Annotated in this window: 20 protein-coding genes and 1 pseudogene; 7 read left to right on the top strand and 14 right to left on the bottom strand. The window is 72.1% G+C overall.

All coding sequences use genetic code 11. The features are described 5' to 3' along the window. Positions 1-160 precede the first annotated feature (160 nt). Positions 161-1,525, top strand: coding sequence for a pentapeptide repeat-containing protein (locus ACFY2A_RS14030; protein ID WP_387171579.1), 1,365 nt, complete (start codon positions 161-163; stop codon positions 1,523-1,525). A gap of 339 nt (positions 1,526-1,864) precedes the next feature. Here ACFY2A_RS14030 and ACFY2A_RS14025 read toward each other — a convergent pair whose 3' ends face one another. Then, entirely contained in the window at positions 1,865-2,059 is a 195-nt protein-coding gene (locus ACFY2A_RS14025) for a DUF397 domain-containing protein (RefSeq protein ID WP_387171575.1), read from the bottom strand. Beyond that, a complete protein-coding gene (locus ACFY2A_RS14020) occupies positions 2,047-2,736 on the bottom strand; it encodes a DUF5753 domain-containing protein (protein ID WP_387171573.1) in 690 nt (229 codons plus the stop codon). The genes ACFY2A_RS14025 and ACFY2A_RS14020 overlap by 13 nt, the downstream gene beginning before the upstream one ends. Between ACFY2A_RS14020 and ACFY2A_RS14015 the strand changes: the two genes are divergently transcribed. The 4 genes from ACFY2A_RS14015 (at position 2,714) to ACFY2A_RS14000 (ending at position 6,296) form a co-directional block, all read left to right on the top strand. Next, entirely contained in the window at positions 2,714-3,025 is a 312-nt protein-coding gene (locus ACFY2A_RS14015; RefSeq protein ID WP_387171571.1) for a flavin reductase, read from the top strand. The two genes, ACFY2A_RS14020 and ACFY2A_RS14015, sit on opposite strands and share 23 nt — an antisense overlap. Then, on the top strand, positions 3,022-4,524 hold the full coding sequence (locus ACFY2A_RS14010; protein ID WP_387171569.1) for an ATP/GTP-binding protein: 1,503 nt from the start codon (positions 3,022-3,024) through the stop codon (positions 4,522-4,524). Before ACFY2A_RS14015 ends, ACFY2A_RS14010 begins: the two co-directional genes overlap by 4 nt. A gap of 85 nt (positions 4,525-4,609) precedes the next feature. Beyond that, positions 4,610-5,107 (top strand): RloB family protein, encoded by a 498-nt coding sequence (locus tag ACFY2A_RS14005; protein ID WP_387171567.1) that lies wholly within the window; start codon positions 4,610-4,612, stop codon positions 5,105-5,107. An 88-nt stretch (positions 5,108-5,195) separates the two neighbouring features. Then, positions 5,196-6,296: a J domain-containing protein gene (locus tag ACFY2A_RS14000; RefSeq protein ID WP_387171565.1), complete on the top strand. Its 1,101-nt coding sequence runs from the start codon at positions 5,196-5,198 to the stop codon at positions 6,294-6,296. A gap of 18 nt (positions 6,297-6,314) precedes the next feature. Here ACFY2A_RS14000 and ACFY2A_RS13995 read toward each other — a convergent pair whose 3' ends face one another. From ACFY2A_RS13995 to gltB, 7 genes are all read right to left on the bottom strand, one after another. Then, entirely contained in the window at positions 6,315-6,752 is a 438-nt protein-coding gene (locus ACFY2A_RS13995) for a hypothetical protein (RefSeq protein WP_387171563.1), read from the bottom strand. Positions 6,753-6,777: 25 nt separating this feature from the next. Continuing rightward, the gene (locus ACFY2A_RS13990) at positions 6,778-7,041 is read right to left on the bottom strand and encodes a DUF6244 family protein (protein WP_363924392.1); all 264 of its coding nucleotides are present in this window, start codon (positions 7,039-7,041) and stop codon (positions 6,778-6,780) included. A 222-nt stretch (positions 7,042-7,263) separates the two neighbouring features. Then, positions 7,264-8,385, bottom strand: coding sequence for a hypothetical protein (locus tag ACFY2A_RS13985; protein ID WP_387171560.1), 1,122 nt, complete (start codon positions 8,383-8,385; stop codon positions 7,264-7,266). Between the two features lie 2 nt (positions 8,386-8,387). Then, a complete protein-coding gene (locus ACFY2A_RS13980; protein ID WP_387171558.1) occupies positions 8,388-10,925 on the bottom strand; it encodes an FtsK/SpoIIIE domain-containing protein in 2,538 nt (845 codons plus the stop codon). 163 nt (positions 10,926-11,088) lie between these two features. Further along, positions 11,089-11,889 carry an SGNH/GDSL hydrolase family protein gene (locus ACFY2A_RS13975; RefSeq protein WP_387171556.1) on the bottom strand — a complete coding sequence of 267 codons (801 nt, stop codon included), beginning with the start codon at positions 11,887-11,889 and terminating at the stop codon, positions 11,089-11,091. Between the two features lie 182 nt (positions 11,890-12,071). Further along, the gene (locus ACFY2A_RS13970; RefSeq protein ID WP_387171554.1) at positions 12,072-13,574 is read right to left on the bottom strand and encodes a glutamate synthase subunit beta; all 1,503 of its coding nucleotides are present in this window, start codon (positions 13,572-13,574) and stop codon (positions 12,072-12,074) included. Next, entirely contained in the window at positions 13,567-18,291 is a 4,725-nt protein-coding gene (gene gltB, locus ACFY2A_RS13965; RefSeq protein WP_387171552.1) for a glutamate synthase large subunit, read from the bottom strand. The genes ACFY2A_RS13970 and gltB overlap by 8 nt, the downstream gene beginning before the upstream one ends. A 147-nt stretch (positions 18,292-18,438) precedes the next feature. Here gltB and ACFY2A_RS13960 point away from each other — a divergent pair, with 147 nt between their 5' ends. Then, positions 18,439-19,281 carry a GNAT family N-acetyltransferase gene (locus tag ACFY2A_RS13960; protein ID WP_387171550.1) on the top strand — a complete coding sequence of 281 codons (843 nt, stop codon included), beginning with the start codon at positions 18,439-18,441 and terminating at the stop codon, positions 19,279-19,281. 119 nt (positions 19,282-19,400) lie between these two features. On the opposite strand, the gene ACFY2A_RS13955 is transcribed toward ACFY2A_RS13960, so the two are convergent. The 5 genes and pseudogenes from ACFY2A_RS13955 to trpC form a co-directional block, all read right to left on the bottom strand. Further along, entirely contained in the window at positions 19,401-20,582 is a 1,182-nt protein-coding gene (locus tag ACFY2A_RS13955; protein ID WP_387171548.1) for an FAD-dependent oxidoreductase, read from the bottom strand. Between the two features lie 278 nt (positions 20,583-20,860). Next, a pseudogene (lgt, locus tag ACFY2A_RS13950) lies at positions 20,861-21,961 on the bottom strand (prolipoprotein diacylglyceryl transferase); the annotation flags it as partial. A gap of 198 nt (positions 21,962-22,159) precedes the next feature. After that, positions 22,160-22,975 carry a tryptophan synthase subunit alpha gene (trpA, locus tag ACFY2A_RS13945; RefSeq protein WP_387171546.1) on the bottom strand — a complete coding sequence of 272 codons (816 nt, stop codon included), beginning with the start codon at positions 22,973-22,975 and terminating at the stop codon, positions 22,160-22,162. A 4-nt stretch (positions 22,976-22,979) separates the two neighbouring features. After that, positions 22,980-24,218 (bottom strand): tryptophan synthase subunit beta, encoded by a 1,239-nt coding sequence (gene trpB / locus ACFY2A_RS13940; RefSeq protein ID WP_387171544.1) that lies wholly within the window; start codon positions 24,216-24,218, stop codon positions 22,980-22,982. A 39-nt stretch (positions 24,219-24,257) separates the two neighbouring features. Beyond that, the gene (gene trpC, locus ACFY2A_RS13935; protein WP_170863280.1) at positions 24,258-25,061 is read right to left on the bottom strand and encodes an indole-3-glycerol phosphate synthase TrpC; all 804 of its coding nucleotides are present in this window, start codon (positions 25,059-25,061) and stop codon (positions 24,258-24,260) included. Positions 25,062-25,503: 442 nt separating this feature from the next. Between trpC and ACFY2A_RS13930 the strand changes: the two genes are divergently transcribed. After that, the gene (locus ACFY2A_RS13930) at positions 25,504-25,755 is read left to right on the top strand and encodes a hypothetical protein (RefSeq protein WP_387171542.1); all 252 of its coding nucleotides are present in this window, start codon (positions 25,504-25,506) and stop codon (positions 25,753-25,755) included. Positions 25,756-25,908: the final 153 nt, after the last annotated feature.

Genomic DNA, 25,908 nt, shown 5'->3' with positions numbered 1-25,908 from the left:
ATGATGAACTACCGGGCCACCCGCTGCTCCGCAACCCCACCGGCCCCACAGCGCCCCGGCCAGCACTCGACCGGCGGCACGAGTTGCGGCATCACGGCCCTTCCCGGAGACGGGAAGCCCCCACATCCCGCACCCCCTACGCCGCGTAGGGATCGATGGCATGCTGTGGGCCGTGCGCGGCACCTCACCCTCCGACGAACGACTGCGGGTCATGCCGTGGTGGCTGGTGCTCGTCGGGCTGCTGCTGGCCGCCCTGCTCGGCTGGTGGGTACTGTCCTGGCTGCTCGGCGAGGCCGACCGCGCCACCGCGCCGGACACTCGGGCGACGCTGCGCATCGACGCCATCCGCACCGGGTTGACCGTGGTCGCCGGCACGGGTGGCGGGCTGGCGCTGCTGCTCGCCGCCCGACGACAGTGGATCAGCGAACGGGCGCAGCGGCACCAGGAGGTTGTCGCCGCCGCCGACCAGGCGCACCGCGACCGGGTGCAGGCGCACGTCGAGGCGGTCGCCGAGGCCGGGCAGCGACACCAGGAACATCAGGCCGAGGCCGCCGCGCACGACGCCGCCGAGCGCCGGCTGACCGAGCTGTACACCCGGGCCGTCGAACTGCTCGGCAACGACAGCGCGGCGGTACGCCTCGGTGGCCTGCACGCCCTGGAACGACTCGGTCAGGACAACGCGGCGCAGCGTACGACGATCGTGGGGGTGCTGTGCGCGTACCTGCGGATGCCGTCGCCGGACGACGACGCGCGAGAGACGGAGGTACGCCGCAGCGCGCAGCGGGTGTTGACCCGGCACCTGCGTGCGGACGGTGACGCCTACTGGCCCGGCATGCGACTGGACCTGACCGGTGCACGACTGGACGGCTTCGACGGCACCGGCTGCACCCTCGACGACGCCGACCTCACCGACGCCACCTGCACCGGCACCACCCGGTTCACCGGCGCGACGTTTACCGGGCGGCTGGCGCTCGGGGCGAGCTTCGACACCCTCGTGCTCGACGGGGCCGGGGGCGACGCGACGATCGTCCTGGACGGCGCCCGGGTGACCGGCGGACTCAGCGCCGACGGGGCCGAGCTCGGCGGTCGGCTGTCCTGCCAGCGGGCCGCCCTCGGCGAGACATCCTGGCGGGGCACCACCTTCCGCCGGACTGTCACCTTCGACCACACCACCTTCGGCGGCAGCACCAGCTTCCGGGACGCGACGTTCCATGGTGGACTGTCCATGGAGCACACCGCGTTCGGTGGCGACGTCGGCTTCCGACGTGCCCACTTCGCCGACCTCGCATTGTTCCGCTGGACCGAGTTCGGGGCCGAAGCCTCGTTCGCCGACGCCCGCTTCGCCGGAGCGACGAGCTTCGGCCGCGCCCGTTTCCACGGCCCGGTCACCTTCGAGGGCGCCACCCCCGCCCGACGCCCCCTCTTCGACCAAGCCCGCGCGATCGCATCGGCGACCCACACCTGGCCCGCCGGTACGCACGTCGACCCCCTCGACACCGACTGGCTCCTGCTCACCGACCCGTAGCCCCCCGCCACGCCGCACACCACCGCGCCAGGCCACGCCGCAGCACGCCGCACCGACAGACCACGCCCGTCGTCCCGACGTCGACAGGGCCGGGGACGACTTGCGGTATGTCGCGGTATTGCGCGCCCCGGAAACGCCAACGTGCCGCATCTCGCGACACCCAGCAGGAACGGACCACCGCGCCCTGTCAGGTCGACGGCGACGCCACCGCACCCGGCTTGCGGCATGTCGCGGTATCACGCGCCCCGGAAACGCCAACATGCCGCATCTCGCGATCGCCGTAGCCGGCCGAGCCAGGTGTGCCCGGCGATGACTGTCGTGCCGACGGCTTCGCCCGGGTCAGGGACGGTCGGCGAGTTGGGTGAGGAACGCCTGCCAGGCGCTCGGGGGGAAGGTCAGCACCGGGCCGGTCGGGTCCTTCGAGTCCCGTACGCCGACCACGCCGGGCAAGTTGTCGGCGACCTCGACGCACGCACCGCCGTTTGTGGACGAGCGGGACGAGGTACGCCACCGCGCGCCGGTCAGGTGGTCCATGTCTTCGCCGCCTCCTTGAGCACGTCGAGGGTCTGCCCCAGAGGAAGGGCTTCCCCTCGGACCGCGTCCCACGCCAATCCCAAGCTAGCCAACGAATCCGGCTCGCCTGCGATCTGCGCCGCCAACTGATTGTCCACATAGCCGGCCCGCATCCCATCCGGCAGTTCTGCCAGGATGAACGCGCCGGCCAGCCCTGGGTAGATGCCAGCGGACAGCGGCACGACCTGCAACCGGATATGCGGCTGCTCGGCGCAGCTCAACAGGTGGTCCACCTGCTCTGCCATAACGTCGGGGCCGCCGCACGCCCGGCGAAGGACCATTTCGTCCAGCACCACGAACAGTTGCGGGGCCGGGTCGCGGGTGAGAACCACCTGCCGCTCCAAGCGCGCCGCGACCCGCTGGTCCAGCTCGGCAACCGGCGTCCCGGCCGCCTGGAAGACCGCGCGGGCATACGCCTCGGTCTGGAGCAGGCCCGGCACGAAGGAGTGCTCGTACCAGCGCAACGCCGTCGCCTCCCGCTCGATCTGGATCAACTCGCGCAGCCAGACCGGCGCAGCCTCGCCCTTGACCAACTCGTCCCAGACGGTTGCGAAGTAGCCGCCCGTGTCAAGCGCCTTGTCGACGGCAGCCAGGTAGGGCAGCGTCGGCGGCTTGGTGCCGGTCTCGATCGCGCTCACCTGGGATGGGACGCCCCGGGTCACACCCGGCGTGTACCTGCTGACCCGCGAGGCGTCGCCGCAGTTCGCCAGGCCGTGGCGCTGCCGGGCCTGCGGGATTGCCTGGCCCTGCTCTGCGGCGAAGCTGCGCCTGCTCGCCGAGTATCGAGGCAACACCCCGGGGCTCATGGTCTACCTGGTGACACTCCGCGAGGAAGCCATTGAACAGCTCGCCCGCCTGAACCTCGGCACCCACCTACCGGACCTGCACAAGCGCTTCACCGACTGGGTTCCCGACCGCTCCCATTGACGGCCGCCTGCCCCCGGCACGCGGTAACCCCCACCGCGCGCCCCGAGGCGGTCCTGCGGGTGATCCAGTCAGTTTCGACACGGAAACAGAGCAGCTCGTTCGAGGGATTGGGTGCCGTTCTCGTGGTTTACTCGCAAGGATGGGCTTGTAACGGCCTACTACGTAGGGGCACACCGCCGATGTTGCTGAGTTTCCGCTTCGCCAATCATCGTTCGTTTCGCGACGAGCATCAGCTCAATCTCATGCCCGTCTACGGCGACGGTGTCGAGGCGGACGAGCTAGCTCCGCAGGCGGTCCAGGTCGTTGGCATCTTCGGAGCCAATGCATCCGGCAAGTCCAACTGCCTGGGTGCCCTGGGGTTCATGCGACAGATGGTCGTGGAGTCAGATCGGGCGGTCGAGCCCGGGGTGGGACTGTCCCGGGAGCCGTTCCGGCTGGATCCCGACACCGCTACGCAGCCGTCGCGTTACGTCGTGGACCTCATGCTCGGCGGGGTCCGGCACACCTACGGCTTCACGATCGATGACGATCGGGTGCTCGACGAATGGCTCTACCACTATCCGCTGAGTCGCAGGCGGCGCATCTTCGAACGAGATGGAAGCGAATTCTCGTGGGGGGAGGAGTCGGGTCGGCGTCCCTTGGAGCAGATCGCCGAGATCACCGCCCCGACCGCGCTCTTCCTCAGCACCGTCGCCCGTTTCGGCCACAGCCGCCCGGAGCCGGATCCGGCAAACCCGCAGCCGCTGCACGACACCTACCGATGGTTTTACTTGATGAGCCAGCGGACCGATCCTGCCTCCGGGCTCTCCGCCCTGGTGCGTGCCGGTAGTTCGGACGCCGAGAAGGTACGCCAACTCGTCGTCGATCTGTTGCAGGCCGCTGACGTGGGCATCGTTGACATCGTGGTCCGACCCGACTCAAGCGTTGAAGCACAAGCCTCGCCGGGCACCTTCATGCAACGGCTGAAGTCCGCGGCTGCGGCTGCCTTGACGCGCTATCCCCGGATCCAGTTCGCGCACCAAGGCCCCAACGGCACCGCGCTGCTCGATTTTCACGACCAGTCCAGCGGTACCCGACAGTTGCTCACCCTGGGGCTGCACGCCGCCGCGATGCTCCGCACCGGCGCCACCATGTTGATCGATGAGATCGATGCCAGCCTGCATCCGATCCTGACCGCCAAGCTCATCAGCCTGTTCCGCAGCCCGCAAGCCAACCCCCTGGGCAGCCAGCTCATCTTCACCAGCCACGACGCGGCGCTGCTCGGCACCATCGACGCCGAGGAGATCCTGCGCCGCGATGAGATCTGGTTCGTGGAGAAGGATGACCAGGGAACATCCTCGCTCTACCCGCTTACCGACTTCAAACCCCGCAAGGAGGGTGAGAACCGCCAACGCCGCTACCTCAACGGCAACTACGGCGCGGTCCCCGACCTGTCCAGCCACCTGTTCGAGCAGGCACTCGCCACCCGTGGAGACGTGGATGACACCTCGACGCGTTGAAGACCGGAAAGGCCGTACGGTCGGCACCGGCCGGCGGGAAACCGATCTACGCAGGCGGCCGGCTACCCGGGAACAACGGCGGACCGTGCTGATCACCACGAACGGTGAATCGACCGAGCGGACCTACTTCGATGCGCTGAAGCGGGAACCGTGGATCAGCGCCAAAGTGGCAGTCGCCGTCGAGCGCGGCTCCCCCACCGACCTGGTACGTGGCGCAGACCGCCGGCAGCGGGACAACGACTACGACGAGGCATGGGCCGTCTGCGACGTCGACCACTACCTACCCGAGGAAGCCTCAGCCGAGGCACAGCAGTCGGGGGTACGGCTCGCCTGGTCGAATCCTTGCTTCGAGGTGTGGCTGCTGCTCCATCTGTGTCACCACGCCGGCTATGTCGAGAACGCCAAGAAGGCCCGGGACCTGCTCCGCAAGCACCTCCCCCACTGGGACAAGACGCTGCTCGACTTCGACAGCTTCCGCAGCGGCGTCAACGACGCATGCCGGCGGGCAGCGCGACTCGATCCACCACCCGCTGGAAATCCCTCCACTTCAGTTGGTGAGCTTGTCGCCGCACTACAGCGTTGACGTGGATGCGGCCTGATCCATCGCATCGACGGGTGCTGTTAGCATCACCGGCGGACGCGTCCAGCACCCATGAGGATCCGGCGAACAGATGTCCCCGAACGAGCAGGATCCGTACGTGCTTCTCGGCGTCAACCGGGGTGCGTCGCTGGCGCAGATTCGTGAGCGCTACCTGATCCTGGTCCAGGTCTGGCACCCGGACAAACATCAATCGAGTCCGGAGAATGTTCGCGCCGAAGCGACCCGGCAGATGCAGCAGATCAACAACGCGTACAAACAGCTCACCGACGTTCGGGAACGGGAGACGCGCGAGCACCGAGCCCGCCAGGCCCAGAAACAGGATCACGCGAGCGGCCAGCGGGCGGGCGGTGGGCAGCGGACCCACAACTGGGCAGCCCAGCAACGCGAGGCACGCGAGCAGGAGGCCCGGGAGCGGGCGGCAGACGAACGACGGGCCCGGGAGCGGGCGGCACGCGAGGCCCGCGAGCAGGAAGCGCGCGAACGCGAGGTACGCGAGCGGGCGGAAGCCGAACGGCTGGCCCGAATTCGCGAGCGGGAAGCGCGTGAGCATCAGCATCCCCGGGCCCGCTGGACTCATCCCTGGTACGAGCCGGCGAAGCTGTCCGGGCCGCTGACCATCCACCCGATCTCCATTTCGTTGTCGGATGGCGCGGAGGGTTACACGCTGCTGGCCCAATTCGAAGGCCAGGGCTCGGTCGTCTTCTTCCCCGGCGCCGACGGCGAGCTGCTCCTTTTCCGGTCCACGGAGGCGCTGCACCGGTACCTGACCGAGACCGGCTCACACGAACTGGCCGGCATTCCCGGTTGGGACGACTTCATGAACTCGGTTCTCAGAGGCGGAATCAGCGCCGACGACGATCGGTCGTTCGATTTCGGGCTGATTCTCTACAACATCAGACGCCCGGTCACCGACTGGGTTCCTCGACTCTTCATCACCAACCGCGATCTCATCATGGAGATCGCGGAGGCGTTCGAACTTGCCGAGGTGCTCGGCCTGTTGAGCGCCGGCTCGGCAATCGACACACTCGACGATCTGATGCGGGTCGTCGACCGACCAGTCGCCGGATGGGGTGCGCGCCGTCGGCTGGAGGCCCTGGAGTCGGGATCGGCGAGCACCGCGTGGCGCAAGGTGATCCGCCACGTCGAGCAACGCGTACGGTGGCTGCGGTGAGCACCCGGGCCGGCCTCGTCACTCCCCCGTGTCGCTGTGCTCGGCCTGAATGGACCGGGCGGTCGGCAGGAGCGACTCACTGAATTCCGGGGTCGTCAACACGTTGACGGCGACGCCGGGCTCGACGAGCCAGAACGCCTGGACGCCGTCGGTCAGACCGAGGCTGTCCCCGTGCTCGAACTCGCTCAGGTGCCACCCGGCGGGGTCGCGCTCGTGATACTCGCCGAGGAAGTCCCGCAGGGCGGTCAGGTCGACCAGCCGGTCCCCGCGCAGCACATGGACCCGCAGATCCACGCGATGGCCGTCGGGCACCTGCCGCTCCCAGACCCGGCTGGCGAAGCGTACGTCGTCCCACTCGGTGGCGAAGTCCGACACCTCGTCGCCGACATCGGCCGGCACCTGCCCGATGTGGAAACCGTCAAGCGTTCCGCCGTCCCGCATCTCGCCGCTGCTCATCCCACCGCCTCGATCGGGTTCCGACTCAATTGCCCAGCGCACGTACCTTGGCGATCGTCTCCTGGACGTGCTGCCGGGCGGGCTCGTGCCCCTGGGACGCCTGCGCGAGCGCCTGCCGGTACGAGTCGATCATGTTGATCAACGGCCCGGCGGCGACACCCTGCAGGGCACCGGCGACGAGTTGACGGGCCTCGGCCGCGTCCTGCGCCGCCGCCGCCGTCTTCGCTTTCGCCTCGTCCAGCTTCTGCGCCGCCGCCGCCAGCCTGGCGATCATCTCCGCTGCGCTCACACGCCCTCCCACGATCGCCCCACACCGGCGTCGCCGCTTCGCACGAGCAGCGACCACACAGGAGCGTACGAGATCCACACACGCACCGCGACCACCCGAGCGCGTCGCACCACCGGGGGGTGGGTACATCTGTTGTCGCCATGGCAGCAACAGATGTACCCACCCCCCGTCGTCTCGACCCGCCAGCCGCCCTGCCGACGACTCGGTGGACCGGCTAGGCGGTCAGCGCAGCACGCGGAAAAGCAGCAGGTAGCCGCAGTAGGCGAGGGGAACCGCGAGGAAGCAGAGCAGGAACCCCAGGACCGGATAGCGCGGCGGGGTGGCGGCGCCGACGGCGGGCCGCCCCCAGCGGCCGAGCACCAGCCAGCCGCCGATCAGCGCCATGGCGGGCAGGCCGGCGAGCATCCAGGCGAGCAAGGTAGCCAACCCGACCACGCCGAGGCTCCAGCCGAACGTCAGGACCAGCAACAGCAGCACCGCGACGCCGGCGGCACCGGCGTAGACCGCGACCGCTCGGGCCCGCGACGACCACGTCGGCAGCAGCGCCGGCTGCTGGGCGAGCAGTTCCGCCTGCTGCCCGTGCCGGTCGGCCTCGTCGGCCCAGCGCCGGGCCAGCTCCAGCTCCGTCGCCGGGTCGACCTCACCCGCACGCGGGCTCGGCACACCCGCCGCCGTCGCGCTCGCCGCCACCGGCAGCGCCGGGCCCGTCCGTCCCACCCCAACCGGGGAGTACGCCTCGACATCCGGCCGCCCCGGGGCGGCGGCTGCGCCGCCGTCCGACCCCGTCCCCGGTCCCCACCCGCCGCCCGGGTACCCGGGCGGACTCAACGGCCGACCGGGCGGGCCGGACACCGGCGCGGCGGCCGCGGGCGGGCTCGACGGCCGACCAAGTCGACTCGACGGCACACCGGCCGAGATCGGTGGGCCGGACGCCGGTGCCCCACTCGGCGGCGGCCCAGGCGGGCCGGACGCCGGCGCCCCACTGGGCGGTGGACCGGGCGGGGCCGGTGCGCCCGACACCGGCGCTCCGGTCGGCGGTGGGCCGGGCGGGGCCGGTGGGCCGGACACCGGTGGTGGGGCCGGTGGCGGACCGGGAGGCGGCCCGCCGGGGATGAACCCGCCTGGCCCAGCGGCGGTCGGTGCCGAGCCGCCCGATGCGATGCCGATGGTGCGGCCGAGGTGGTCGAGGCGCTGCCCTTGGGCGATCAGCCGCCGGTCGAGGTACTCCACGGCGGCGCCGAGATCCCGCTGCCGTTCGGCCTCGGCGGCAGCGCCCTGCTCCCCGGCACGGTGCTGCACCGCGAGGTGACGGGCCAGCGCCGCGTACTCGTCGAAGGTGGGCACCCTCACTCCTGCCCGTCGGAGGGGTGACCGTCGCGGGCGAACGGCACGATCAACCGGACCCGCTGGTCGTGCCGGTCCACCAGCAGCGCCCGATCCGCGCGGGGGGTGTACGCGAGGTCGTGCACGCCGAGGTGCAGGCCGAGATCCGAGCCGGGCACGTTCAGCGCGACCAGGCAGGCGACGTCGTCGCGGTTCTGCGTACCGCCGAGGTCGTCGGCGAGCCGGCGCAGGCCGCGCCACCAGCCGAGCAGATGCACCCCGTGGCCGGGCCCCTGTCGGAGCAGCACCCGCAGGTCGTCGTGGCCCGAGCGGAACGTGGTGGGGTCGCTCTCGCCGAGCAGGCCCGCGGCGGCGTCCATCCCGAACACCACAAGGTAGCTGCGCGCGGGCCGGTCACCGCTTCCGCCGGTGGCGAGGGTGCCGATCCGGTCGCGCAACGCGTCGGCGTCGAGGCGTGCCACCCGGTGTCCGGCGGCGGCAAGCGTCGCGGCCGTGTCGTCGGCCGCCGAGTCGGCGGCGGCCACCAGCGCGGCGAGCAGGAAGGTGGCTTCGCCCGGGTGGTGCTGACGGGCCAGGCTCAGGGTGGCTGCCCGCAGCACCTCGGCCCCGGCGGGCGAGGTGCCGACCACGGCCAGGTGCCGTCCGGGGGCAGTGTCCATGATGAACAGCGCGGTGGTGCCGTCCACGTCGACCGTCCGGCCGACCAGCGCCAGGGGACGCCGACCGCCGGGGCGCAACCCGGTGAAGGTGGCGTCGTCCTCGACGCGGGCGGTGTCGTAGCCGCGGAACACCGACGGCGGGCGGGCCCCCACCGGGCGCGCCTGCCACAGCTGGTGACGCAGCCGGGTCAACTCGTCGGTCGCGGCGTGCGCGTCGGGGAAGCGGATCACCGTGTTCGCGCCGGGTGCACCGGCGGCGATGTTCACCACGGCCGACCCGACCGGCAGCGTCGCCGCGGCGTCGTTGAGGTGGTCCAGCACTCCCCCGCCACCGGGCAGCGCCACCCGCAGCGCGAACTGCCCGAAGACCGCCTCGGCGCGGCCGTAGAGCGCCTCGATCCCGGTGGTGCTCTGGCTGGCCAGCACCAGGTGTACGCCGTACGAGCGGCCCTTGCGGGCCAACTCCTCCAGCAGGTCCACCGACTCGCGGGCCAGCGGATCGTTGCCGGCGAGCAGCACGTGGAACTCGTCGATCACCGCGACGATCCGGGGTACCGGGGTGTCGGCGGGCAGGTCGGCGAGTTTGGTGACGCCGTGCCGCTTGAGTGCGGTGGCCCGCCGGTGCAGTTCGCGGCGCAGTTCGCGCAGCACCGCCACGCCGTACTCCCGGTCGCTCTCGATGCCGACGGCGCGGGCGTGCGGCAGCCACGACGGGTCGCGTTCGGTGGGCACGAACTCGGTGAAGCTGACCCCCTCCTTGAAGTCGAGGAGGTAGAGCTGCAACTCGGCCGGCGAGTAGCGGGCGGCCAGGCCGTACAGGACGTCGAGCAGGAAGACCGTCTTGCCGGCACCCGTACGCCCGCCGACCAGCCAGTGCGGGGTGGCGTCGTCGAAGGCCATCGCGAACGGGTCGCGACCGGCGCGGCCCACCACGGTGCGCAGGCCCGCCCGGGCGGCGGCGGCCCACCGCTGCCCGGGCAGCAGGTCGACGAAGCCGACCGTCTCGCCGCGCCGGGCGGCCTCGCCCAGGTGGGTGGCGAGTGCCGCGACGGAGGCCGGCGGCGGGTCGCCGTCGAGGACCACCGGCGCGGCCAGCCCGCTGCCGTCGGCGCTGAACGGCGTGTCGGGCGGGTCGCCGACCCGGGCGTACCCGTCGGTCAGTCGCAGCATGGTGGTGGCGCCGAGCGGTGGGGCGGAGTCGCCCGGCCCGGTCGGCGGCCAGCCGGCGAGCAGCACACAGACGGCGGCGGCCGGGCCGGCGTGGGTGAGCGCGGCCAGCCGGGCGGCCTCGCGGGGCGAGGGGACGGACGCGGCGACCAGCACCAGCAGGTCCTGGTCCGGTCGGTCGGCCTGCCGCGCGGCGCGGGCGTGCCGTTCGGCGGCGTCGAGCAGCGTGTCGACCTCCGCCTCGGTGGTGGCCGGCGGGTCGACGACTCCGGCGTCGAGCAGCGGTCGCAGTGGACCGAAGGTGGCGCCGAGGGCGGCCCTGTCCAGCGCGGCGATCCGGACACCGCCGGGCGCTGCGGTGGCCAGCAGCCGCAGCACCAGGGCGCGTAGCAGGCCGGCGACCGCCGGTTGGCGGGCGTCACCGTCGATCGCCAGGTGGTGTCCCGCACCCAGGGGCAGCAGAACGGGGAAGCCGCCGCCGGCGGTGACGGCCTCGCCGACGCGCACCGGAACGGGTCGGCGGGCCAGTGACGTGCCCGGCGTCGGGGTGGCCAGCGCGCTACCGACCCGGGCCAGCCGGGCCAACAGGTCGGTGTCGACCACCGGTGCGGTTGGTGTGGTGGCGCTCAGCGCGGTGCGGGCGGATTCGAGGTGGGCGCGTGCGGCCCGGTGAGCGGCGACCGCCTGCTCGTACGCCGACACGAGCCTGCCCACACCCCTGCCCTTCACCGCCGAGCGCCGTCCGGTCGCAGAAACCCTAACGGACGGCGGCGACACCGGCACGTGTCCGAACCGGACGTGTCGGACCGCTTCCTCGGGCGGACGCGGACGCACGGCGGCCGACGGTCCGTACCGGACCGTCGGCCGCAGCGTACGGTCAGCCGGTGACCGCGTTGAGCGCCGGCAGGTAGCCGTAGCGGTAGCCGTCGGCGTTCGGGTGGTACGCCTCGATGATCCCGGTGACGTCCCGGATCCACGGCTGGGCGCCGCAGACGCCGTGGCCGGCGAAGGTGGGTCGGGTGTCGGCGAAGGTGGCACCGGCCGCCGCGGCCCGGTCGGCGGTCACGGTGGCCAGGACGTCGGCGGCCTCGTTGAGGATGGTGCGCTTGTAGGTGCTCATGGCCAGCAGTCCGCAGTAGCGGGTCTCGAACAGCCGCGGATAGCCGAGCACGATCAGTCGGGCGTTGGGGGCCCGCTCGCGGATGGCGGCGTAGGTGCGGTCCAGCCGGGCCGGCAGCGTGCCGGTGGCGAACGCCTTCGCGGCGTTGACCGCGTTGGTGCAGGTGGAGGTGCTGCCGAACCGGCAGTCGGTCATCACGTCGGCGAAACCGGCGTCGTTGCCGCCGATGGTGATGGTGACCATGGTGGTGGTGGCGGACAGCGAGCCCAACTGGTTGTCGAGCACGTCGGCGGTGACCGCGCCGCCGCAGGCGGGGAACCGGAAACTGGCCACGTTGTTGGCGGCGGCCCACAGCGGGGCGTACGACTTCTGGCTGCGCAGGCAGGTGGACAGGTCGTACGGTCCGGCACCGACGCCGGAGGAGTACGAGTCGCCCAGGGCGACGTAGTGGATCGGGGCGGCGGCCTGGGCGACGCCGGGGACGGCCAGCGCGCCGACGGCGGCGGTGAGGAGGGCGACCAGCGCGGTCAGGGCGCGGGCCAACGGACGGTGTGGCATGACGGACCTCCACGGGGGTGGTGGTGGAGCCCGAGAGCCGCGCGCGTGGCCAAGGGTTTGTTACTGGTCGGTAATGCTATCGAAACATCTGGATAAAGTGAATAGCCGTTAAGGCGAGGCCGCGTCCGCGCGGTCGTCCCGCGTGGACGCGGCCTCGTGGAGACCTCGGCGTCAGGTGGCCGTCAGCGCGCCGCCAGGGGGCGGCTGGCCGGGTGGACCGGGGCCGGCAGGACGCCGACGCCGTCGAGGTACGTGTGGATCGCCGCGGCGGCGGCCCGCCCCTCGGCGATCGCCCAGACGATCAGCGACGCGCCCCGGTGCATGTCACCGGCGACGAACACCCCGTCGGCCTCGGTCTGCCAGTCCGCCCGGGAGTCGACCGCACCCCGCGCGTTACGGGTCACCCCGAACTGCGCCAGCAACGGCTGTTCCTCGGTGCCCTCGAAGCCGATCGCCAGCAGCACCAGATCGGCGGGCAGTTCCCGCTCGGTGCCCGGCACCATCGTGACGATCCGCCGGCCGTCGCGCTTCTCGACGGTCACCTCGGCGATCCGCACCGCCCGCACCGCACCGGTGCCGTCGTCGACGAACTCCTGCACCGCCACCGCGAAGACCCGCTCGCCGCCCTCCTCGTGGGCCGGGTACTCCCGCAGGATCCACGGCCACGTCGGCCACGGGTCGCGGCCCTCGTCCCGGGCCCGCGGCGGCTGCGGGTACAGGTCAAGCTGATGCACACCGGCCGCGCCCTGCCGGTGCGCCACCCCCAGGCAGTCCGCCGCGGTGTCGCCACCGCCGATGATGACCACGTGCTTGCCGGCCGCGTCGATCGGCGTACCGTCCGCCAGGGTGGCCAGCGCCGGGCGGCCCTCGCCGGCCGCCGCGACCACCCGGTTGGACGCCACCAGATGCGCCATCGCCTGGTGTACGCCGCGCAACTGCCGACCCGGTGTGTCGGTGTCCCGGCCCTGCAACGCGCCGCAGGCCAGCAGCACCGCATCGTGCTGAGCGCGCAACTGCTCGGCGGTGACGTCGACCCCGACGTTCACCCCGGTCCGGAAGTCGACCCCCTCGGCGCGTAGCTGCGCCAGCCGGAGGTCGATGTGCCGCTTCTCCAGCTTGAAGTCGGGGATGCCGTACCGCAGCAGGCCACCGATCGCGTCGTCGCGCTCGTACACGGTCACGGCGTGACCCGCGCGGGCCAGTTGCTGCGCGGCGGCCAGCCCGGCCGGCCCGGAGCCGACCACGGCGACCGACCGGCCGGAGGGCGCGGACGCCGGGCGCGGGGGCAACCCCCGGGCCGCCGCCGCGTCGGCGATCTCCACCTCGACCTGCTTGATGGTGACCGGCTGCTGGCCGCCGAGGCCAAGCACGCAGGCGGCCTCGCAGGGCGCCGGGCAGAGCCGGCCGGTGAACTCGGGGAAGTTGTTTGTGGCGTGCAGCGACTCCACCGCCGCGTCCCAGTTGCCGGTACGGACCAGATCGTTCCAGTCCGGGATGCGGTTGCCCAACGGGCAGCCCTCGTGGCAGAACGGAATGCCGCAGTCCATGCAGCGGGTGGCCTGCTCACGGATCAGTCCCTCACCGGCCGGCGGGTAGACCTCCCGCCAGTCGCTGATGCGCACCGGCACGGGCCGGCGGGCCGGCAACCGCCGGCCGTAGCGCAGGAAACCGTTCGGGTCAGGCACGAGCCACCTCCTGGGCGACCGCCCGCGGGGCGGGGGCTACCGGCGTGGACGAGCCGGCGGCCGGCTGCGCCGGTGCCGCCAGTGCGCTCATCACCGCGTCGTCGACGTCCTGGCCGGCGGCTTCGGCGGCCCGCATGATCTCCATCACCCGGCGGTAGTCCCGGGGCACCACGGCGGTGAACTCCTCCACCGCCTCCGGCCAACGCTTGAGCAGCTGTTCGGCGATCGCCGAGTCGGTCTCGGCGAAATGCCGCTGCACCAGCTCGTGCAGGCGGGTCCGTTCCGTCTCGCTCGGCGCGGACAGGTCGACCAGTTCGGTGTTGACCCGGCGTCGGTCGAGGTTCCAGACGAACGCCGTCCCGCCGGACATGCCGGCGGCGAAGTTACGGCCCGTCGGACCGAGCACCACCACGGTGCCGCCGGTCATGTACTCGCAACCGTGGTCGCCGACACCCTCGACGACAGTCACCGCGCCCGAGTTACGGACCGCGAACCGCTCCCCGACCCGGCCGCGCAGGAAGACCTCACCGGCGGTGGCGCCGTACAGGATGGTGTTACCGGCGATGATCTGATCCTCGGCGCGGCCGCCCGCCTCGGCGTCGGCGGACACGAACGGTGCCGCCGCGTCCGGCCGGACGACCAACCGGCCACCGGAGAGTCCCTTGCCGACGTAGTCGTTGGCGTCGCCGTGCAGGCGCAGCGTCACCCCCCGCGGCAGGAACGCGCCGAAGGACTGCCCGGCGGTGCCGCGCAGGGTGAACTCGATGGTGTCGGCGGGCAGGCCGGCACCACCGTGGCGGCGGGTCACCTCACCGCCGAGCATCGCGCCGACGCTGCGATGCTCGTTGCGGATCGCCACCTCGGCCCGCACCAACGGGACCGACTCGTCGGTACCGGTGGTGGCACCCAGCGCCGGCTCGGCGAGGGCGATCAGCTCGTTGTCCAGAGCCAGCTCAAGGCCGTGGTCCTGGACGCGTACGCCGCGACGGGCCGCACCCTCGGGCAGCTCCGGCAGGTGCAGCACCCGACCGAGGTCGAGCCCACCGGCCTTCCAGTGCTCGACCGCCGGTGCGACGTCGAGCAGCTCGGTACGCCCGATCGCCTCGTCGATGCTGCGCAACCCCAGCTCGGCCAGGTAGCTGCGGATCTCCTCCGCGAGGAACAGGAAGAAGTTCTCCACGAACTCGGGCTTGCCGGTGTAGCGCTCGCGCAGCACCGGGTTCTGGGTGGCGATGCCGACCGGGCAGGTGTCCAGGTGACAGACGCGCATCATGATGCAGCCGGAGACGATCAGCGGGGCGGTGGCGAAGCCGAACTCCTCGGCGCCGAGCAGCGCCGCGACGATCACGTCCCGGCCGGTCTTGAGCTGCCCGTCGACCTGCACGGTGACCCGGTCACGCAGCTTGTTGAGCAGCAGCGTCTGCTGGGCCTCGGCCAGGCCCAGTTCCCACGGCGTGCCGGCGTGCTTGAGCGAGTTCAGCGGGGACGCCCCGGTGCCGCCGTCGTGGCCGGAGATCAGGATGACGTCGGCCTTGAGCTTGGCCACCCCGGCGGCCACGGTGCCGACACCTACCTCGCTGACCAGCTTCACGTGCACCCGGGCGGCCGGGTTGACGCACTTGAGGTCGTGCACCAGCTGGGCGAGGTCCTCGATGGAGTAGATGTCGTGGTGCGGCGGCGGCGAGATCAGGCCGACGCCGGGGGTGGCGTGCCGGGTACGGGCGATCCACGGCCAGACCTTGTTGCCGGGCAGCTGACCACCCTCCCCGGGCTTGGCCCCCTGCGCCATCTTGATCTGGAGGTCGTCGGCGTTGACGAGATACTCGCTTGTGACACCGAACCGGCCGCTGGCGATCTGCTTGACGGCGGACCGCCGGGCGGGGTCGTGCAGCCGCTCGACGTCCTCCCCGCCCTCGCCGGTGTTGGACTTGCCGCCGAGCCGGTTCATCGCGATGGCGAGGGTCTCGTGCGACTCGGCCGAGATCGACCCGTACGACATGGCGCCGGTGGCGAACCGCTTGACGATCTCGCTGGCCGGCTCCACCTCCTCGATCGGCACCGGCGGCAGCACGCCGCTGCGGAACCGGAACAGCCCACGCAACGACCCTGCACGGGCGGCCAACTCGTCGACCTTGGCGGTGTACTCACGGAACACGTCGTACTGCCGGCTGCGGGTGGCGTGCTGGAGCAGGAATACCGTCTCCGGGTTGAACAGGTGCAGTTCACCCTCGCGGCGCCACTGGTACTCGCCGCCCACCGGCAGCAGGTCCACCGACTCGGCGCCGGGCGCCGGCCAGGCCAACGCGTGCCGGGCGGCCACCTCGGTGTGGATGCCGTCGAGGCCGACGCCGCTGATCGTGCTCGGCGTACCCCGGAAATACCGCTCGACCAGTCGGGTGTCCAGCCCGACCGCCTCGAAGACCTGCGCGCCGCAGTACGACGACACCGTCGAGATGCCCATCTTGGACATGATCTTCAGGACGCCCTTGCCGAGCGCCTTGACGTAGTTGCGGATCGCGGCCCGCGCCTCGACCCCGGCCAGCACGCCCGTGGAGATCATGTCCTCCACCGACTCGAAGGCCAGGTACGGGTTGACCGCCGCCGCCCCGTAGCCGATCAGCACGGCCGCGTGGTGCACCTCGCGGCAGTCGCCCGACTCGACGATCAACGCGACCTGCGTCCGGGTCTGCTCCCGCACCAGGTGCTGGTGCACCGCCGCGGTGAGCAGCAGCGACGGGATCGGAGCCAGGTCGGCGTTGGAGTCCCGGTCGGAGAGCACCAGGATCCGTACGCCGTCCTCGATCGCCTCGGAGACGTGCCGGCAGATCTCGGTCAGCCGGGCCCTGATCCCGGCACCACCGTCGCGGATGCGGTAGAGCCCGGAGACCCGCACCGCCTTGAACCCGGGCAGGTCACCGTCCTCGTCGATGCAGAGGATCTTCGCCAGCTCGTCGTTGTCGATCACCGGGTAGGGCAGCACGATCTGCCGGCAGCTCGCCGGGCCGGGATCGAGCAGGTTGCCCTCCGGGCCGATGGTGGTGGCCAGGCTGGTCACCAACTCCTCCCGGATGGCGTCCAGCGGAGGGTTGGTGACCTGGGCGAACAACTGATGGAAGTAGTCGTAGAGCAGCCGTGGCCGGGTGGACAGCGGGGAGATCGGAGTGTCGGTGCCCATCGAGCCGATCGGCTCCACACCGGTCCGCGCCATCGGCGCGAGCAGGATCTTCAGCTCCTCCTCGGTATAGCCGAAGGTCTGCTGGCGGCGGCGTACCGAGTCGTGGGTGTAGACGACGTGCTCGCGGGCCGGCAGGTCGTCCATCTCGATCAGCCCGGCGTGCAGCCAGTCGACGTACGGCTGGGCGGCGGCCAGCTCGGTCTTGATCTCGTCGTCGTGCACGATCCGGCCGGCGACGGTGTCGACCAGGAACATCCTGCCCGGCTGGAGCCGGCCCTTGGCCACCACGGTGGCCGGGTCGAGGTCGAGCACGCCCGCCTCGCTGCCCAGCACCACCAGGCCGTCCGCGGTCTGCCACCAGCGCCCCGGACGCAGACCGTTGCGGTCGAGCACCGCGCCGACGATCTCGCCGTCGGTGAAGGCGACCGAGGCCGGGCCGTCCCACGGCTCCATCAAGCTGGCGTGGAACCGGTAGAAGGCGCGCTTGTCGGCACGCATGTCGGGGTCGTTCTCCCACGCCTCCGGGATCATCATCAGCACCGCGTGCGGCAGGCTGCGCCCGGCCAGGTGCAGCAGTTCGAGGACCTCGTCGAAGTTGGCCGAGTCGGAGGCGGCCGGGGTGCAGATCGGGAAGACCCGCCGGATGTTGCCGGGCAGGTCGGGCGTACGCAGCAGCGCCTCGCGCGCCTGCATCCAGTTCCGGTTGCCCCGGATCGTGTTGATCTCACCGTTGTGCGCGATGAAGCGGTACGGATGCGCCAGCGGCCAGGACGGGAATGTGTTGGTGGAGAACCGGGAGTGCACCAGGGCGATGGCACTGGCCACCCGCTCGTCGGTCAGGTCCGGGTAGAACGCGGGCAGCTGGTCGGGGGTGAGCATCCCCTTGTAGACCATGGTCCGGCCGGACAGCGACGGGAAGTACGCCGGCACCCCCCGCTCGGCGGACTCGCGTTCGGCCTGCTTGCGTACGCAGAAGGCGACCCGCTCCAGCTCGATGCCGTGCAGCGGGGCACCGGCCGGACCGGCGGGAGTGTCGGTGAGCCGCTTCGCGGCGAGGAAGACCTGTCGGACGCGGGGCATCGCTGCCAGCGCCGTCTCACCGAGGTCGCTCGGGTCGACCGGGACGTCCCGCCAGCCGAGCACCTCGGCGCCCTCGACCAGGGCGTACTTCTCGACCACCTGCCGGGCACGGGCCTCGGCGGTGTCGTCGTCGGGCAGGAAGACCAGACCGGTGGCGTACTCGCCGGCCGGGGGCAGCGGAAACTCGACCACCGCGCGCAGGAACGCGTCCGGCACCTGGATCATGATGCCCGCGCCGTCACCGGTGTTCGGTTCGGCGCCCCGGGCACCACGGTGGTCCAGCCGGCACAGCGCACCGAGGCCGTTGGCGACCACGGTGTGCGAGCGTCGGCCGTGCAGGTCCGCCACGAAGGCCACGCCGCACGCGTCATGCTCGTACGCGGGGTCATGGAGGCCGGCAGGGGACGCTACCTGGCCTTCTCGCGGCGCCGGCTGGGGGCGGTGTGGGTACGCAAGGGCCACCGGGCCTCCTGTCGTCGCTCAGGCTGGATCATGGTCGGGACGACGTCGGCCCTGTATCGGACTATTGAGTCTACGTTAGGGCCCGGCGCGCAAGGCCAGTGCAGATTGATCACACCGTCCAGAGTCTGGGACATGTAGTCTCGCGCCGTGGATGCCGAGCGTACCGACCTCCTCGACCGGTTGGAACGGTTCTACGACGCGGTGCCCCGGGACGCGGCCCGTGTGGAAGATCACGGCGGTCTGGTGCTGTTCGTCCGGGAAGGCCCGGGATGGCCGTTCTACGCCCGGCCCCGGCGGGACGGCACCGGGTCACCGGCCCTCGCCGACGTGGCGGCGGTGCGAACCCGCCAGCGCGAACTCGGTCTGCCCGAATCCCTCGAATGGGTGCACGACACCACCCCCGCCCTGCTGGCGGTGGCCCGCTCGGCTGGCCTGTGCGTGCTCGAAGCGCCGCTGATGGTGCTCGACCCGGCCGCCCTGCCGGACCCGGCGGAGCTGGGCGTGCCGGTGCGGTTGCTCGACCCGGCGGACGAGGACTTCGACGCGGCGGTGGCCGCCCGGCGGGCCGTGGCGGCGGTCGGGTTCGCCACCCCCGGCACCGGACGGGGCGAGGCCGGACCGGCCGACCGCGACGCCGCCACGATCGGGTTGGACGCGGCGGCGGTCGACGAGGAACGATCCCGCATCGCCGACGGCAGCCGGCTCTCCGCGCTGGCCGGCACCGCGACGGAGGGCCCACTGGCCAGCGGGATGGCCATGCGGGTCGGCGACGTCGCCGAGATCGCCGGGGTGGCCACCCTGCCCATCGCCCGCCGTCGAGGGTTCGGCGCGGCGGTCACCACCACCCTGGCCCGCGCCCTGCTGGACACCGGCACCGACCTGGTGTTCCTCTCCGCCGGCAGCGAGGAGATCGCCCGCGTCTACCTGCGCGTCGGCTTCCGCCGCATCGGCACCGCCTGCATCGCCTCCCCCACCCCCCTACACCCCTAACCCCCCACCCCCACCCCGCACCCCGCAGGGTTGATCAAGAAGTTTTGGTCGAGATCCGCGCTTCTGCTGACCAGAACTTCTTGATCAACGCGGAAAGCGGGGGCGGGGGAGGTCAGGGGTCAGCCAGGGGGGCGCCATTGGGCGGCGACGGTGGCGGCGGTGCCGAGCAGGCGGGGGGTGATGGTGCCCAGGGCGGCGTCGCGGGCGCGCAGGGCCAGGCGGCCCCGGGTGCGCAGCACGGCGGACATCCGGCGGGTCTGCCGGACCACGGCCGCCGCGCGGGGTCGCCGCGCCCGGTCGTACGCCATCACCGCGTCCGGCAGGGTCGACTCGCGCAGCAGCACGGCGAGTGTCGCGGCGTCCTCGAAGGCCAGGCAGGCACCCTGCCCGAGGTGCGGCGGCATGGCGTGCGCGGCATCGCCGAGCAGCACCACCCCGCCTGGCCCGGCCGGGAAGCCGAACGCCCGGGGCAGCGGACGCAGTTCCCGGATCTCCCGCTGCACCAGGTCGGCCGGGTCGGTCGCGGCCAGCAGTTCGTCGACCGGCGCGGGCCAGCCGGCGTACCAGCGGCGGAGCAGCGCCAGCTGGGTCTCCGGCGGCTCGGGTCGGGCGGCGCCCGCGGCGGTGGCCATCCAGTAGATGCCGCCACGGCTGGAGGCACCGGAGGAGCCTCGCTCGCCCAGCGAGGCGGACACGAAACGGTAACCGGCACCGAGGATCTCACCGCCGACCGATTCGGGCAGGCTCGGCGCGCGGTACCAGGGGATCACCGCCCGCCAGGCGGCGCAGCCGGAGCTGACCACCCCCGAGGCGGGGACGAGCTGGCGACGGATCACGCTGTCCGTGCCGTCGGCGGCGACGACCAGATCCGCCTCGTACGTGTGCCGACCGTCGCCGACGGCGGGCCGTTCGCCGGCGGCGGCGCGCACCGTCCGCACCGTGACCCCGGTACGCAGCTCGACCCGCTCGCCCAGGCCCGCGATCAGTGCGTCGTGCAGGTCCTCGCGGTGCACCACCACCGGGAGACGCTCGGCCGGCGTCGGTCGGGGCTGCACCAGCCAGTGCCCGTCAGGACGGCGCACCCCGCCGTCGGGGAGCGCGGTGGCGATGGCGTCCAGGCCGGCACCGAGCCCCAGGGCGCGCAGCGCCCGTACCCCGTTGGGCCAGAGCACCACGGCTGCCGGCTCGGGGCGGATCCGGTCGGCCCGCTCCAGGAGAGTGACCTGCCAACCCGAGCGGGCCAACGCACCGGAGACCGCCAGGCCCCCGAGCCCACCGCCGACCACCACCGCGGTCCGCATGACCGTACCCGGCCTCAGCTGTCGCGGTCGGCGGGCCGCGCAGCGGCGGACTCGGCCGCCGTGCTCTCGGCCGGTGAATCCGACGCCGACCCGGTCTCCTCGCCGTCGGTGGGCCCACCAACCGACCCGGGGCGCTCACCAGCCAACCCGGCGGGCCCGCCAGCCGACCCTCCGGACGGCTCACCCTGCGGCCGGGCGGCGGTCGCCGCCTCGCCGTCCGGCCGGTCCAGGACGGACGCCTCCTCGTCAGCCCGCTTCGACGGGGTCACCACGTCGTCCATGTCCGACTGGTCCGGGGCGGACGCCTCGCCGGCCGGCCGGTCCGGGGCGGACTCGGAGCCCGCGACGACCGGGGCCGCCGCTTCGGGTGGTGCCTCGCCGGTCCGACGCCAGTGCTCGAACTGCTCCTCGCCGACCACCCGGTAGCCCTCGGGTGCCGCCGGCTCGGTGGTGGCGCCCTTGGCCGACAGGTCCACCTGAGAGACGTCGGAGGCGGCTGGCGGGGTGGTGGCGACGGCCGGCAGGCCGACCGGGATCAGGTACTCCCGTGGCCCGCGCACCCGCAGGAAGTAGATGAGGGCGCCGAGGAACACCAGCGCCGCGGTCCACACGTTTACCCGTACGCCGAGGATCGTGTTGGCCTCGTCGGTACGCATCATCTCGATCCAGAACCGGCCGGCGGTGTAGCCCATCACGTAGAGGGCGAAGGCGCGGCCACGGCCGAGCCGCAGCTTACGGTCGAGGAAGTACACCATCGCGGCGACGCCGACGTTCCACAGCAACTCGTACGCGAAGGTCGGGTGGTAGAGCCCCTCCTCCAGGATCGGCTGGCCGGCCTCGTCGCGCAGCGCCTGCCCACCGTCCATCCGGTGGATCTCCAACCCCCAGGGCAGGTCGGTCCGCCCGCCGTAGAGCTCGTTGTTGAACCAGTTACCCAGCCGGCCGATCGCCTGGGCCAGCGGTAGACCCGGCGCCAGCGCGTCGGCGACCACGGTCAGCGGGATGCCCAGTTGCCGGGCCGCGATCCAGGCGCCGACCGCGCCACCGGCGACCGCTCCCCAGATGCCCAGCCCACCCTCGTGGATGAAGAAAATCTTGAACCAGTCCCCGCCGGTGCCGAAGTACGGGGCCGGTGAGGTGATCACGTGGTAGATCCGGGCGCCGATGATGCCCGCCGGCACCGCCCACATGGCGATGTCGAGCACCGCGCCGGGAGCCGCGCCGCGCTGGCGCAGCCGCCGCTCGGTGACCCAGCAGGCCACCGCGATGCCGGCGAGGATGCAAAGCGCGTACGCCCGGATGGGAAACGGGCCGAGCTGCCACACGGCGTTGCTCGGACTGGGAATGGCGGCCAGGGACGTCGGCGAGGCGAGACTCACGGGTGCACACGCTACCGCTGCGGACCCCTGTGGCGTCACCCCGGTCCACCGAGCCACCACCCGAACCAACCCCCGCGATCTTGCACTTCCTGTCGCCGCAAAACCGTCATTCAGGGCAGAACGGCGACAAAAACTGCAAGATCGACGAGCAGGGGTGGCTTGGGGAGGGTGGGGTGGGGTGGGGTGGGGGTGGGGGTGTTAGGGGGTGGGGTGGTGGACGCCTTCGGCTAGTTCGGCGCTGAGGGTGCGCAGGGCGGTCAGGGCCGCCGGCTCGTCGGGCGTGTCGAGCAGACAGCGGATCAACGCGCTGCCGACGATCACCGCGTCGGCGTACCCGGCGACGGTGGCGGCCTGCGCCCCCGTGCCGACGCCCAACCCGACGCCGACCGGCAGGTCGGTGACCCCCCGCACCCGGGACACCAGCACCGGCGCCGCCTGGGAGGTCTGTGACCGGGCACCCGTGACACCCATGATCGCGGTGGCGTAGACGAAGCCCCGGCAGTGCGCGGCCGTCATCGCCAGCCGCTCGTCGGTGGACGACGGCGCGACCAGGAAGGTGCGGTCCAGCCCGTGCGCGTCCGAGGCGGCCAGCCACTCGCCGGCCTCCTCGGGGATCAGGTCGGGAGTGATCAGCCCGGTCCCGCCGGCCGCGGCGAGATCCCGGGCGAACGCGTCGACCCCGTACCGCTCGATCGGGTTCCAGTAGGTCATCGTCACCACCGGGGCGCCGGTGGCGGCCACCGCCTCGACGATGCGCAACGTGTCCCGGGTGCGTACGCCGCCGGCCAGGGCGATGTCGCTGGCGCGCTGGATCACCGGGCCGTCCATCACCGGGTCGGAGTACGGGATCTCCACCTCGATCACGTCGACGCCCGCGGACACCATCGCCTTCATCGCGGCGATGCTGCCCTCCACGGTGGGGAAGCCGGCCGGCATGCAGCCGACCAGTAACGCCCGGCCGTCCGCCCGGGCCTTGTCGAACGCCACCCCGATCCGGCTGGTCCGCTCGCTCATGGCCTCACTCCTTGTCGAGGATGCCGAAGTACTCACCGGCGGTGTGCACGTCCTTGTCGCCCCGGCCGGAGAGGTTGACCACGACGGTGGGCTGCCGGCCCAGCTCGGCGGCGAGCTTCGGCGCGATGGCCAGGGTGCCAGCGAGGGCGTGAGCGCTCTCGATCGCGGGGATGATCCCCTCGGTCCGGCAGAGCAGCTCGAACGCGGCCATCGCCTCGTCGTCGGTGACCGGTTGGTACGTGGCCCGGCCGGTGTCGTGCAGCCAGGCGTGTTCCGGGCCCACGCCCGGGTAGTCCAGACCGGCGGAGATCGAGTGTGACTCCTGCGTCTGGCCGTCGGCGTCCTGGAGCACGAAGGTCCGGGTGCCGTGCAGCACGCCGGTGGAGCCCCCGGTGATGCTCGCCGCGTGCCGGCCGGTGTTGACCCCGTCCCCGCCGGCCTCGAAGCCGTACAGCCGCACCTGTGGGTCGTCGGTGAAGGCGTGGAAGATGCCCAGCGCGTTGGAGCCGCCGCCGACGCAGGCGGTCACCGCGTCCGGCAGGGCACCGGTCAGCTCCAGGCACTGCGCCCGGGCCTCCTCGCCGATGCCCCGGACGAAGTCGCGGACCAGCGCCGGGAAGGGGTGTGGTCCGGCGGCGGTGCCGATCAGGTAGTGGGTCTCGTCGACGTTTGCGACCCAGTCCCGCATCGCCTCGTTCATCGCATCCTTGAGGGTGCGCGAGCCGGTCGTCACCGGTACGACCGTCGCGCCGAGCATCCGCATCCGGGCCACGTTCAGCGCCTGCCGCTCGGTGTCGACCTGACCCATGTAGACCACGCACTCCAGGTCGAACAGGGCCGCGGCGGTGGCGGTGGCGACACCGTGCTGACCGGCACCGGTCTCGGCGATCACCCGCCGCTTGCCCATCCGTCGGGTCAGCAGCGCCTGACCGAGCACGTTGCGCACCTTGTGCGCGCCGGTGTGGTTGAGGTCCTCCCGCTTGAGCAGCACCCGGGCGCCGGCCCGGGCGGAGAACCGGCGGGCCTCATAGAGCAGCGACGGCGTACCCGCGTAGTCGCGCAACAACCCGGCGAACTCGACCCGAAACGCCTCGTCGGCCATCGCCGCCTGGTGCGCCGACGCCAGCTCGTCGAGCGCGGCGACAAGTGCCTCCGGCACGAACCGGCCGCCGAACGTACCGAAGTGGCCGGCGGCGTCGGGGAACTGCGCCGGCACCTCGGTGTTCGTGGCGTCAGCACTCATCGCGGGTCCTCTCGCTCACAAACGGTCACCCGGCTCGGTTCAGCGCACCGGGCGGGGCGTCGCCGGGTGGTTGCCGGCGTTGACAAGTTCGGCCACCGCCTCCCGGGGACTCTTCTGGGTGACCAGCCCCTCACCCACGAGGACGGCGTCGGCGCCGGCCGAGGCGTACCGGATCAGGTCGTGTGGGCCGCGTACACCCGACTCGGCGATCTTGACGACGTTGCTCGGCAGGCCGGGTGCGATCCGCTCGAACACCGACCGGTCGACCTGAAGGGTACGCAGGTCACGGGCGTTGACCCCGATGACCTGGGCGCCGGCCTCCATGGCCCGGTCGGCCTCCTCCTCGTCGTGCACCTCGACCAGCGCGGTCATGCCCAGCGACTCGATCCGCTCCAGCAGGCCGACAAGCACGTTCTGCTCAAGCGCGGCGACGATCAGCAGCACCAGGTCCGCGCCGTGGGCACGAGCCTCGTGCACCTGGTAGCTGGAGACCACGAAGTCCTTGCGCAACACCGGGATGTTCACCGCGGCCCGCACGGCGGCGAGGTCGTCCAGCGACCCGCCGAACCAGCGGCCCTCGGTGAGCACGCTTATCGCGCGGGCACCGCCGGCCGCGTACTCGCCGGCCAGGTCCGCCGGGTCGGCGATCTCGGCCAGCTTGCCCTTGGACGGCGAGGCGCGCTTCACCTCGGCAATGACCGCGACGCCGGGCCGGCGCAGGGCCGCGTACGCGTCCAGCGGCGGCGGCGCGGCGGCGGCCAGTTCACGGATCCGCTCCAGCGGAACCTGCTCCTGCCGCCGGGCCACGTCTTCCCGGACGCCGGCCAGGATCTCGTCGAGCACGCTGACGGGCGCCGCCGGGCCGGCCTCGTCCCCCTCCGCGTGGGCATGTTCAGCAGTCACCAACGGACTCCCCTCTCCGGGTGTCATGGGCCGATGCTAGGTGGCCCCACCTGGACCCGACCGCCGGGGGTATGGCGCTCCTCACGAAATGGGCTGCGGCATAATGGCCCACTTGTGCGCACGGATTGTGACTCTGCGTCACGAGACCATCGACGTCCGCCCATGCCAGGGGGTCCGGAGACCCCTCGCAGAGGTCGGCGATCCGGCCACATCGATGTTGTGACCAAGCTCAAGGACCAAGGTCCCTGTGCCGGTCAGGCCCGCTACCGCAGAGTTGACGGTGCAGTCATCACCACGAAACCCGGGCCGAGCAGCATCAGGCTCGGGCACACTCAATGACGCGCCTGCCCCACCGCCACGACGATCTCTCCCCGGGGTGATCATGAGTACCTCCGCGCCGCACCAGACCATCGGCCTCACCACCATCTCGCGCACCGTCGCGTCGCTCGCCGTCGGTGTCGTCCACACGTTGGAGCGGGCAGTGGTCGGGCCCGACCGGATGCGGACCGCTTCCGGCAACGCCTGGGAGGCCATCTGCGCCGACCGGGCCCGAGCCGACCAGCGGGCCGAGTTGGACCGCCTCGTCGCGGAACTCACCGCGGCCCGGGTGCGGGCCCGCCAACCGGTCGGCTGACCGCACCGCTCCGCCCGGCCCATCTGCTGGCCGGGGCGTCCGCGAAACGCCAGTTCTCCCGGCCCACCGTGCCACCGACACCCGCGCCGTCGTGGTGCGGCAGCCCTGAGCAGCGCCTACCCTGGCCGTGAACGAGTGCGGCCCGATGGGGAT

The organism is Micromonospora sp. NPDC000442 (genome assembly GCF_042898635.1).
GTDB lineage: Bacteria > Actinomycetota > Actinomycetes > Mycobacteriales > Micromonosporaceae > Micromonospora.
This window is presented reverse-complemented; position numbering and strand designations above follow the sequence as displayed.